Consider the following 11,856-nt stretch of genomic DNA (forward strand, 5'->3'; position numbering starts at 1 on the left):
CGTTCGTCTTAAATGTAACAGATTTGTGACGGTCGACTCAATTGTAATGCTTCATTCTACATCTTCTTCTGGTAATGCCCAGACCGAAATAGATCCCGCCGCCACTTTAAATACCCCAAATCCTTCATCATCAATCTCAATTTTATCTTCACGTGTATTCGTCAAATCGACCCACGTCTCTCCCGCGCGCGCTTCTCCAACGAACATTCTTTTTTCAGCTTCGTCTGAAGTTGAAATGAGAACGGCACATCCGGAACGATCGATTTCTTCTACACCATGACGAACCCATCCAATCACATTCGGGTCATCAAAATAATCTTCTTGTTTCCCATATGCTTTTTCACGACGGGCGTAGAGCAACGTATTGATTGCAAGTCTCATTCCGTCGGTTGGATGAGGACCGTCGATTCCATAATAATCTCCGTAAAATACACAAGGGTATCCATCTTTACGAAGTAGGACGAGACCGTAAGCGATTTGCTTGAACCAATCTTTCACCCATGACTCAAGCGCCTCTTCAGGCTGTGAATCGTGATTGTCCACAAACGTTACCGAGTGAAGTGGGTGTGACTGAACGAGCGTATCATCAAAAATGGTGCGCATATCAAACGAGGCCCCTTCTTCCGAGGCTTGATGCAATTTATAATGAAGCGGAACATCGAACAAATCGACGTTATAATCGATGTTATCAAGAAACTCACGACAGGCATCGAGGTCTGATTTCCAAAACTCTCCGACGAAATAGAAGTCATCACCTTTTTCATCGCGCATCGTCTGACTGAACTCTTTTACAAAGTCATAGTTGATATGTTTGATGGCGTCAAGACGAAAACCATCACACTTCGTCTCTTCAATGAACCATTTTCCCCAGTTTAATACTTCTTCCCGAACTTCAGGATGATGATAATCGATATTCGCAAACATGAGATAATCATAGACACCGAACTCATCATCGACATTATCATTCCATCGTTTATTCTCTCCAACGATGAAGAAGATGCCAGAACGATCGGTCGCGGCATCATAATCCGTACCATTGAAGTGGTTAAAATTCCATTTGAACGATGAATACTTCCCGTCACGCACTTCATAGTCAAACTTCGTCCAACCTTCGATTTCAAACTCCTCATCTGACAATACTTTTGTGCGGTCATTCGGATCGACTTCTAATACATTAAACTTTTCGGTCGCGTCTGCACCCGCTTTATGATTCATGACGACGTCCATATAAATCTGCATCCCGAGTTCTTGCTGACAATACGATGTTGCTTCAAGAAGTTCTTTCTTCGTCCCATATTTCGTGGCAACTGTCCCTTTTTGATCGAACTCACCTAAGTCATATAAGTCATAAATGCCGTATCCCGTATCTTCACTACTTTGTCCTTTTGTAACAGGTGGTAGCCAAAGCGCCGTGATTCCAGCTTTATTTAAATCTTTAGCTCTCTCTTTTAGTCGCTTCCAGTGTTTTTGGTCTGCTTCGACGTGCCACTCAAAAAACTGCATCATGGTGTGATTTCGTTCCATTTTGTTCGCCTCATTTCATATTTTTCAAAAAACAAAATGCTAACGACTATTTACCCAGCAATTTTAGTTTGAAAACAAAAAAGCGACAATCACAAAGTGATGTCGCCAACGAATGGACCCTGTAGGACTTGAACCTACGACCGGACGGTTATGAGCCGTCTGCTCTAACCAGCTGAGCTAAGGGTCCTTATAAATAGCGGCGGAGGGAGTCGAACCCACGACCTCACGGGTATGAACCGTACGCTCTAGCCAGCTGAGCTACACCGCCATGTTGTTATACAGTAATAATATACTGAATATGATGTGGAGTGTCAAGGAGTATTCCTTGCCAAATAAGAAAAAGCACTCCAAATTTTATTTGGAGTGCTTGCATGTTATACGGTTACTTCGTTTGCATCTTCAAGCGTGATTTCTGTGATGTTCATTGCATGGTCACCGATTCGCTCCAAGTTCGAGAGCATATCAACGAAGAACATACCTGCTTGTCCATCACATGCACCCGTGTTCAAACGAACGACGTGGTTCTTACGGAATTGGCGCTCGAGCATGTCGAGTTTTGCTTCCATTTCAATGACTTTACGTGCTTCGACCATATCGCCGCTTGCTAACGTTTGAAGTGACTTCTCTAACGTCGCACGTGTAAGGTCGTACATTTCAGTCAATTCTTTTTGTGCTTCTGAAGAAAGTGTTACTTTTGTAGCTGTCTTATAATCGATCAACTCGATGATGTTTTCTACGTGGTCACCGATTCGTTCGATGTCGTTGATTGCATGCATGAGTGTCTTATGCTCTTGCGACTCTTGTTCTGTCAAATCAACTGCAGCTAATTTTACGAGGTAGTCTGTAATCTTCGCATTTAACGAATTTAAGGCTTCTTCGATATGTGCTGATTTTTCAGCATGTTTCTTGTCGCCAGACGTCAAATAGTTACGTGCTTCATCAAGACCAAGTTTTGCGAAGTCTCCCATGCGGATCACTTCGTATTTCGCTTGTTCTACAGCGATAGATGGTGATTGTTGAATGAAGATCGGGTCTAAATGTTGTGCTTTCGTGTCGACGATTGAGTCTTCACCTGGAACCAATTTCGTCACGAGCCATGCAATTGATCCGATGAACCAGAATTGAATGAACGTGTTGACGACGTTGAACGTTCCGTGAGCGAATGCGATTTGCATTTTATCTTCAATTGCTAAGAAATCTGTAATCCAGTAAATATAGTTCGTGAATGGAATCAACAGGATCATGAAGATTGTTGTTCCGATTAAGTTAAAGATGACGTGTGCTGCTGCGGCACGGCGTGCGGCGACTGATGCACCAATTGATGCCAAGATCGCGGTAATCGTTGTACCGATGTTATCACCAAACAATACAGGAAGTGCGGCACCCAAATCGATTGAGCCACCGGCATAAAGTTCTTGCAAAATCCCGATTGTAGCAGAAGATGACTGAACGATGACTGTAAAGACAGTACCGACGATGACACCGAGGAATGGGTTGTCACTCATTGATTGCGTCAAGTCGATGAAATACTCACTTGAGCGAAGTGGGCGCATCCCGTCTCCCATCAATTCAAGACCATAGAACAATGCCCCAAGTCCGAAGATGATTTGTCCGAGGTGCTGGTAACGTTCTTTCTTAAAGAAGAAGAGAAGAACTGCACCGATTGCAATCATTGGAAGTGAATATTCACCGACATCAAATCCGATGATGAATGCTGTGACCGTCGTACCGATGTTAGCCCCCATAATAACCCCGATTGCTTGACGAAGTGTCATGAAGCCGGCGCTAACAAGACCTACCGTAATGACGGTTGTACCTGAAGATGATTGAATTAATACAGTAACGATAATCCCGGCGAGTACACCAAGGAATGGATTCGTTGTATACTTATCTAGGATGTCTCGCAGGCGATTCCCTGCAGACTTTTGGAGTCCGTCTCCCATCGATTTGATCCCGAAGAGGAAGATCCCTAGACCTCCAAAAAACATGAATAACATTTCTTGCAAATTGTATTCCACGATTTTTGTACTCCTTTTAATTAAGAATTGGTTGGATTTGCTTGGTTTTTAATGCCCTACTCATTATGCCTTCATCGGTAACTTCATGTAAACACGTTTTATGTAAAAGTTTTATTAATACACTGTACCATTTTAAGGTTTTTATCAGTTTCTGTAATATAACAGATTGGAGTTTTCAGTATGTTGTCCACTATTTTGACGTTTCTTCGAACTAGTCTAATCCCATCTAAGGGCGTATTGCGTCTTCGTCTAGCGCCGCTCCATGCATATATGGGAGCCACATTTATCTTAACGCTCCTCATTACAATGCTAGACTTTCTTGTGATTCGACCGGATTTCTTTATTCCCATGTGGCTATTCCTACACGGCTTCGCCGTCTTCTTTTTCTATTTGATATGGGTCGCAATCATGGCACTCTATGTACAACTGTTTACAAAGATCTATTCGAAAAATAAGTGGGCGTATCGTCAAGCTTGGCCATATGCCGTGTCGATGACCCTCGTTCCGACATTGATATTGGTCATTCTCAATCATGTGAACCCTGATTTTTTAGCTCTCGGCTTGATGATCGGTCTCGCCTACATTAGCTATCCCCTTACAAAAGTGCCACAACCAAAACAACGTCGGGCCTCTTGAGCCCGACGTTTTGTTTATGTTGGTGACAATTCTTTTAGCGTATGGTTCAATGCCTCACTTTGGTCTCCTAAATTCGTGCCCGCTTCTTGAAGAGCATGCTGAACATCTGACCAACGATCGACACCTTCGTTCAATTCCATCAATTTCCGCTCAAGCAACGAACTAATCTCTCGTAGTTGCTCATTCGATTCCATTAAATGAAAAAGTTGTTGCCCAGTACTTGTCGTATGGACAGAAATCGCCTGAAATTCATCTAGCTGAACTTTTATCTCACGATCGATTGTTTCGATCCCTAACTCGACACGACTTACAGTATCTTTTAACAGATGCACTTCTTCAATAAAATCATTGACTTCAGATAGTAAATCAGTCCGTTCTGCGTTTAGCGTTTCAATCGCGTTGACTGCTAGTAAGGTGGCTTCGTTTGTCATCTTCGCTAAATTCCCGACCTCACTGGCAACGACCGCAAATCTTTTCCCATGCTCACCTGCTCGTGCTGCTTCAATCGATGCATTCAATGCTAGCATCTTTGTTGCGCCAGATACCGATAGGATACTTCGCAGTGCCTCGTCTGCTTTGGATGAATTTTTTTCACTATCCATCAGTTTATGTTGAATCGACGCGACTTGACGTTCGACATAATCACTTACCTCTTTGACAGACGAGAATGTTTCGAGTTCATCTTGTAATATGGTTTTCAATTGATTTCCACGTGCATCTACACTCGTCATTTGCCGTTCTAGCATTTCGATTTGTCGCGTGACTTCTTTCATTTTCAACGTCGAACCGCTCGTTACGGTTTGATAAGAATGACTTGTATGCTCTACCGTGGCGGCGACTTCTCGAAACTGCTCAACTTGGTTATGACTGTTCAAAAGCTCCTGTTTAAAGACGGGAAGACTCATATGGAAGGCACTCGCGGTTTTTCCCATCATCTCCATCGATTGATTCCATAAATCAATAAAGGTATTGAACTCGGTTTCTAACATGTGCATTTCGTCAGATTTCGCTCCGAGCGTCACTTCATCAAATCGACGTGATTCAACGGCATGACGCAACGAATTGGCCAATCGACTTAACGGTTTTACTTCGTTGTGAATCAACCGTGTAAACAGGATGGTCATTCCGAGCATTGCAATTAACACGATATAAAAAATATACTTTCTCAATTCATTCATCGGACCCAGAACAGACTCCTTAGTGACGACGAGTACATAATCTGCCTTCAATTCAGGAATAGGAACCGATGCAATGAAAAAGCGGTCTGAATCCTGAACTTCCGGTCTTGAAGGTTCAGTTATCCCATTTAACAATTCGTCAGATTTCATTCCTTGTTTACCGGAGAGTTGATCAATGGATTCACCGTTCACCAAAAATTGTGCTGCTTCAATGTCATCCCCCGATAAAATTGAAGCTTGTTGCATATATGTTGACTTTAAAGACCGGTTTAGCTGTTTTTCGCTCGCCACATACGCACTATACGAGGTCTTGATTGATTCTCTCATGACCGTGACTTCACGAATGAGGCGTTGCTCAATTTCTGAAGTTAACAATTGTTCAGACTTGATTGCGAACCAGCCAAACGTAATCACAAATACAAGAAGAACAATCGGCATCAATGTCCACTGCAAACGATGCGCCATTTTCATCTTTTTGTTTGTTTTTTCTTTTCTATAAAATATTTGAAACAAATTTCGTTTGACATTCCACTTCACGACACGCCACCTCTTTTTCTATTCTCGTCTATATATCGGTCTTCAGACGGTGGAAAATTATGAAGTAGATGTTAAGATAGCGTTAGAGTTTGTAAAGAGCACACATCCGTCACGCATCCTAGATGCTTTTTCACATTCTTTTCGTTATGATAATGAAGAAACCTTATCATCTTAAATCGATTGGATTTTGTCCAAAAGAAGGAGATTACGTATATGTCAGAAATTTTGCATCGTTCATTAACCCGTCCGATTCGTGTCGGTAACTTGATTATCGGAGGATCGAATGAAGTCATTATTCAGTCAATGACAACAACAAAAACGCACGACGTCGAAGCGACGGTCGCTGAAATCAAACGTCTTGAAGAAGCGGGTTGTCAAATCGTTCGTGTCGCTTGTCCAGACGAACGTGCTGCTGACGCACTTGCAGAAATCAAGAGCCGCATTAATATCCCGCTCGTCGTCGACATTCACTTCGACTACAAGCTTGCTTTAAAAGCTATCGAAAGTGGCGTCGATAAAATCCGGATTAACCCGGGTAACATCGGTCGCCGTGAAAAAGTAGAGGCCGTCGTAAACGCGGCAAAGGCAAAAGGGATTCCAATTCGCATCGGTGTCAACGCCGGTTCATTAGAAAAACAATTCCTTGAAAAATATGGATATCCAACCGCTCAAGGTATGGTCGAGAGTGCGATGCACCACGTGAAGATTCTCGAGGACCTCGGCTTCTACAACACGATCATCTCGCTCAAAGCCTCAGACGTAAACCTTGCTCTTGAAGCATATACACTCGCAGCGAAGACGTTCGACTATCCACTTCATGTGGGTATCACAGAATCAGGTCCGCTCTTCTCTGGTTCACTTAAATCGGCTGCCGGACTCGGTGCGATCCTCTCTCTTGGAATCGGATCGACGGTTCGAGTTTCACTTTCAGATGATCCGGTTGAAGAAGTAAAGGTTGCGAAAGAAGTGCTCAAGTCATTCGGACTTGCAGCAAATGCCGCGACTTTGATCTCTTGTCCGACATGTGGACGCATTGAAATCGATTTGATTTCGATTGCAAAAGAAGTAGAAGACTACATTCAAAACATCAACGTCAACATTAAAGTCGCCGTTCTCGGATGCGCTGTGAACGGTCCGGGTGAGGCTCGTGAAGCCGATATCGGAATCGCTGGAGCACGTAATGAAGGGCTTCTCTTCCGTCACGGGAAAATCATCCGTAAAGTACCTGAAGCGACGATGGTCGAAGAATTGAAAAAAGAAATCGACGCCATCGCTGCTGAAAAAATGGCGGAACGTGAACGCGAAGAACAAGAACTCGCAAATCAATCAAATTAATGATCCTCATTCCCGTACGGTTGCAACCGTACGGGTTTTTGATAGAATAGAGGGCATGTGAGGAGGAGTGATGAGATGCGAATCGGCATTGATTTGGACGGAACCGTTACAGACCCCAAAAGTTGTTTTCTATATATGAATGAATCACTCGGTTATTCAATTGATTACCCTCGTGCGACTGAGTACGAGTTGCATACGTACACGACGATGAACCAACATGATTTTTGGAAGTTTATGATTGAGGAAGGACATGAAGAGGCTATATACCGCCGCTCCCTGCCCCATTCCGACGTACAGGATGTGTTGTGGGAATTAAAACAACAACATCATCTACATTACGTTACCGCCCGCAGTGAGGCCGTTCGTCCCGTCACAGAGGAATGGATCATAACCCATCGGCTACCGCTCGATTCGTTGGTTATGACGGGTTCTCACGATAAAATCAATGTCGTCAAGGACTTGTCACTCGAACTGTTTATGGAAGATCGATATGAGAATGCGATTTCAATCCATGAAGAAACATCCATTCCGGTACTCTTATTTGATGCCCCCTATAATCGCAAGACGTTACCAAAGGGTGTAACACGCATATCGACATGGAGCGAGGCACATCATCACGTCGCACAAATGGAAAAACAAATCATTCTACAACAACGCTAATAGGCAATCCCGATTTGAATCGGGATTGCCTATTTACATTCGTCCGAGTTCTTCGATCACATCACTTGCAAGTACACTTGCAGGGTGTATCGTCCGGCTAATCGATTTGGCAGCGAGCGCATGCCATAGCACCGCCTGTTCACTCGGTGACGAAGACTTTTCTTTTCTAGCCCATAACGCAAGTAAGATTCCTGTCAATACGTCCCCACTCCCACCTTTTGCTAACGCGGACGCTTCGACAGTATTAACGGCACCCGTCCCGTCAGGTGAAACAATCAACGTATAGGTGCCCTTTAAAATCAAATGGACTCGATGCTGTTTCGCGAACTCACTAGCGACGGAGAATCGATCCGCTTCGATATCCTCGACCGATTGACCAGTCAGTCTGGAAAATTCGCCTGGATGAGGAGTGAGAATGAGTGGGCCACGGGACTCCAACCGTTTCGCCGCAAGAGCCCCAGCATCTACAATGATCGGACACGTCTGACGGCTCACTTGCTGCCACACGTGGTCGATTCCTTCCCCTTCTACCATGCCTGGACCGATAGCAATCGCATCATATGAACGGTCTAAAGCGTCAGTGTGTTGATTGTACATCGCTTCGGGTAATGTCGATATAAGAGGATTCGCTTCTCTTGGGATGGATAAATTCAATAAACCGATGCCGGAACGGATCGCCGCTCGCCCCCCTAAAAATGGGGCACCAAGCAAATGTCGACTCCCTCCGATGAGTAAACCGTGCCCATAATCTGTCTTATGGCTGTATCGGTCTCGCTCAAGAAGAGATCGATCAAAATCCGATTCGGATAAGACGTTCCAATCGGATGTATGCGGAATCCCGATATCGATTCGTTCCACTTCACCATAAAATGGGGCTGTTCGATTTAAAAAGGCAGAACGTTTGAAGCCGTGCAAACAATATGTATGTGTCGCACGGATGGCCATACCGTCAAAACCTCGAGCATGATCACTCGGTATACCTGAAGGGACATCAATCGATAATACAGGGACTGCTTGTTGATTGACCCACTCAATGACCTCTCGCGCCTGCCCCGTCACAGGAACGCTCAATCCAACCCCAAACAAAGCATCGATAATGAAGTCAGATTGAATCGGTTGTTCAACGATTTGAACGAATTGTGAAGCATAGGTCGCATGCGTCTGAGCCGCATCCGTTTTCAATTCACCTAGAGGAGACCAAACGCTCACCGTATGACCTTTTATGGCGAGTTCTCTTGCCACGACCCAACCGTCTCCCCCATTGTTCCCCTTCCCACAAATGACTAAAATCTTTGCGTTCTCTCGAATGTGCAGTTTAGGAACAATTGCCAATGCCGCTCGTTCCATCAACACCGCCTCAGGCATTCCTTGTTGAATCACTTGTTCATCGATTTGTTTGATTTCAGCAGCAGTATAAATCATCTGACCTCCCCTTTCGATACAAAAAAGGGACTGAATCAATTCAATCCCTTTTGCTTACATTGTTTACAATACCCATATATCTCGAATTTATGATCAACCACTTCGAATTCCGGATCTAACGCCTCAACGAAGCGCATCGGACATAGATCGAGTAGTTTCGTCTTCCCACAATTACGACAAATCAAATGGTGATGATGATGTGTTGCGCTACATGTGACTCGGAACGACTTTTCACCATCGAGTTCTGTCGCTTCTAAAAGCCCTTCTTCGGCAAATGATTTTAAGTTTCGATATACCGTATCAAAACTCATTGTCGGATGCTTATCTCGCATATATTCTAATACTTCTTTCGCACTAATGTAGCGGTCTTCTTCCGAGAGATAGGCATACATTTCAATCCGTTTCGGTGTTACTTTTAAGGAAGACGCACGAAGACGGTTTAATTGTTCGGCTTCATTCATGTTGTACCTCCTTTTTCTTCAGACTCATCACTTTCTCAAGAGCCATAACCGCGGCAAGAATACCGACTGCAATCAATACAATCACCCCACCTGGCGCAACATCAAGGTCATAGGCGAGAACGAGTCCTCCGATGGTCGCCACTTCACCAAAGATGATGGACCAAAGAATGGTTTGTTTAAAGCTCGAAGTGAAACGTAACGCTGCCGCGACCGGTAGCGTAATTAAGCTAGACACGAGGAGTGTCCCGACAATGCGCATACTGACCGCGATGACAAGTGCGACAACAAACATGAACATCAAATGAAGGATCGTACTAGGTAGCCCTGATACTTTTGCCTGTTCTTCATCAAACGATAAAAATAGTAACTGCTTATAAAAAATAAAAATAATGAGGACTGTCAAAATCGCCACACTCACGATCAGTGTGATATCTGATTGACTCACGGCAGAAATCGATCCGAACAGGAGTGTCGACAAGTCAACGGAAAATCCTCTAGAGAGCGAGATGAAAATGGCACTAAGTCCCATACCCGCAGACATCATAATTGGAATCGATAACTCTTGAAAGTGTACATATTTACCACGTAACCAATTGAGTCCGAGTGCCGCCAATACGGAGATGAGCGTTCCCATATAAAGAGGGTTGAGATCAGCGAAGAGAACAATATATTGTCCGAGAAATAAGCTGAACGAAATTCCGGCAAGCGTCATATGTGACAGTGCATCGGCGATCAAGCTCATTCGTCTCACCACGATGAATGAACCGATTAACGGGGCTGTGAACCCGATGACAAGTGCTGCGATGAACGCATAACGTAAAAAGCTGTATGTCCAGAGATCGCTAATCATGTCGTACCCTCATGAACGAGCACTTTGACCGGATAAGGTTTGATGGACGATGCGAGCTCTCCAAGTTCACTATATTCTCTTAGTCCACAATTACAGGCCAAGCGTCCACGGTCGAGATGAATGACTTTTGTGACAAGGTCGGTTACTACGTTTAAATCGTGCGTGACGAGGACAAATGTACATGTCGTATGCTCTCTCAACATATGCAACACTTCATAAAAATCTTGTAAATGCTTTTGATCGACACCGACTGTCGGCTCATCGAGAATCAACAAATCAGGTTGGTTGACCATCGCTCGTGCAATAAAGACGCGCTGTTGCTGTCCCCCTGATAGATCTCCAATTTTCCGGTGTCGAAATTGCCACATATTTACGGTTTCAAGTGCATTTTGAATCGCAGCTTGATCTTCTACTTTCAGACGCTTGAACAAACCGAGGCGTCCGTAACGCCCCATGGCCACCACTTCTTCAACGGTGACGGGGAATCCCGAGTTAAATGAAGCCGCTTTTTGGGAAACGTAACTGATACGAGACTTATCTTTAAATTGCGAAATGGGTTTGCCGAACAATTCGACTGATCCTTGCTGAGGATTGAGTAAACCGAGGATGGTTCGAATCAACGTCGATTTCCCAGACCCATTTTCCCCAACGATTGCGACAAAGTCCCCTTGTCGAATATCGATGGATACATGTTGTAATGCGGGTGTCCCGTCATAGAAATAAGACACGTCACTTAATTTGACGACGGATGTAGTCATCTAATCCCTTCTCTCATTTGTTAAATCGTAATCATTTCTACTTCCTAGGCGTTTGTATTATACAGAATATTAGACTCACCTTCAAGCAAGACTGATTTAGATCATTCAATCGTGTGAACTACTCACCACTTATTTGCTTCGCAAATTGAAGTGGTAGCTTCTTGGGAAGACCGTGCTCCTACCAGCCACGGTTATGGACCAAGCTCGTCGGGCAGTCCCTGCCCTGAATGGTTGTCAGTCGGCCAACCTCAACAGGTTGATGCTCGCGTTGATGTCACGGTCATGATGCGCGCCACAGGCACACGTCCATTCACGGACATCCATCGCCTTCCTCTCGCCTTTTACTCCGCAAGTGGAACAGATTTGAGTGGATGCGAACCATTGATCCGCCTTGATGAGCGTCCGTCCGTAGAAGTTTGATTTGTACTCGAGTTGCCGGACGAACTCGTACCAACTGACATCTCCGATGGACTTGGC

Annotated in this window: 11 protein-coding genes and 2 tRNA genes; 3 read left to right on the forward strand and 10 right to left on the reverse strand. The window is 44.4% G+C overall.

All coding sequences use genetic code 11. The features are described from left to right. Positions 1-51: 51 nt before the first annotated feature. The 4 genes from KNO94_RS03805 to KNO94_RS03820 form a co-directional block, all read right to left on the reverse strand. Complete coding sequence (locus KNO94_RS03805; protein ID WP_214777588.1) at positions 52-1,524, reverse strand: alpha-amylase; 1,473 nt, start codon at positions 1,522-1,524, stop codon at positions 52-54. A gap of 113 nt (positions 1,525-1,637) precedes the next feature. Next, positions 1,638-1,711 (reverse strand) — tRNA-Ile (locus KNO94_RS03810). A 7-nt stretch (positions 1,712-1,718) separates the two neighbouring features. Further along, positions 1,719-1,792: transfer RNA gene (locus tag KNO94_RS03815), tRNA-Met, on the reverse strand. Positions 1,793-1,898: 106 nt separating this feature from the next. Beyond that, on the reverse strand, positions 1,899-3,542 hold the full coding sequence (locus tag KNO94_RS03820; protein ID WP_214777590.1) for a Na/Pi cotransporter family protein: 1,644 nt from the start codon (positions 3,540-3,542) through the stop codon (positions 1,899-1,901). 180 nt (positions 3,543-3,722) lie between these two features. Here KNO94_RS03820 and KNO94_RS03825 point away from each other — a divergent pair, with 180 nt between their 5' ends. Next, positions 3,723-4,178, forward strand: coding sequence for a hypothetical protein (locus tag KNO94_RS03825; protein ID WP_214777592.1), 456 nt, complete (start codon positions 3,723-3,725; stop codon positions 4,176-4,178). A gap of 14 nt (positions 4,179-4,192) precedes the next feature. Here the strand turns inward: KNO94_RS03825 and KNO94_RS03830 are convergent, their stop codons facing one another. After that, positions 4,193-5,809: a methyl-accepting chemotaxis protein gene (locus KNO94_RS03830; protein ID WP_251125779.1), complete on the reverse strand. Its 1,617-nt coding sequence runs from the start codon at positions 5,807-5,809 to the stop codon at positions 4,193-4,195. Positions 5,810-6,106: 297 nt separating this feature from the next. Here KNO94_RS03830 and ispG point away from each other — a divergent pair, with 297 nt between their 5' ends. Both ispG and KNO94_RS03840 read left to right on the forward strand, forming a co-directional pair. After that, on the forward strand, positions 6,107-7,228 hold the full coding sequence (gene ispG / locus KNO94_RS03835; protein WP_214741178.1) for a flavodoxin-dependent (E)-4-hydroxy-3-methylbut-2-enyl-diphosphate synthase: 1,122 nt from the start codon (positions 6,107-6,109) through the stop codon (positions 7,226-7,228). Between the two features lie 75 nt (positions 7,229-7,303). Next, positions 7,304-7,888 carry a hypothetical protein gene (locus KNO94_RS03840; protein ID WP_214777596.1) on the forward strand — a complete coding sequence of 195 codons (585 nt, stop codon included), beginning with the start codon at positions 7,304-7,306 and terminating at the stop codon, positions 7,886-7,888. Positions 7,889-7,921: 33 nt separating this feature from the next. Here KNO94_RS03840 and KNO94_RS03845 read toward each other — a convergent pair whose 3' ends face one another. From KNO94_RS03845 to KNO94_RS03865, 5 genes are all read right to left on the reverse strand, one after another. Further along, complete coding sequence (locus tag KNO94_RS03845; protein WP_214777597.1) at positions 7,922-9,310, reverse strand: NAD(P)H-hydrate dehydratase; 1,389 nt, start codon at positions 9,308-9,310, stop codon at positions 7,922-7,924. A gap of 35 nt (positions 9,311-9,345) precedes the next feature. Next, positions 9,346-9,771, reverse strand: a complete 426-nt coding sequence (locus KNO94_RS03850) for a Fur family transcriptional regulator (protein WP_214777598.1) — start codon at positions 9,769-9,771, stop codon at positions 9,346-9,348. Then, a complete protein-coding gene (locus KNO94_RS03855) occupies positions 9,764-10,621 on the reverse strand; it encodes a metal ABC transporter permease (RefSeq protein WP_214777599.1) in 858 nt (285 codons plus the stop codon). The genes KNO94_RS03850 and KNO94_RS03855 overlap by 8 nt, the downstream gene beginning before the upstream one ends. Beyond that, positions 10,618-11,379 (reverse strand): metal ABC transporter ATP-binding protein, encoded by a 762-nt coding sequence (locus KNO94_RS03860; protein ID WP_214777600.1) that lies wholly within the window; start codon positions 11,377-11,379, stop codon positions 10,618-10,620. Before KNO94_RS03860 ends, KNO94_RS03855 begins: the two co-directional genes overlap by 4 nt. A 234-nt stretch (positions 11,380-11,613) precedes the next feature. Beyond that, on the reverse strand, positions 11,614-11,856 hold a 243-nt coding region (locus KNO94_RS03865; protein ID WP_214777601.1), incomplete at its 5' end, for a zinc ribbon domain-containing protein.

Origin of the sequence: Exiguobacterium sp. s22 (genome assembly GCF_018617455.1) — a bacterium.
Taxonomy (GTDB): domain Bacteria; phylum Bacillota; class Bacilli; order Exiguobacteriales; family Exiguobacteriaceae; genus Exiguobacterium.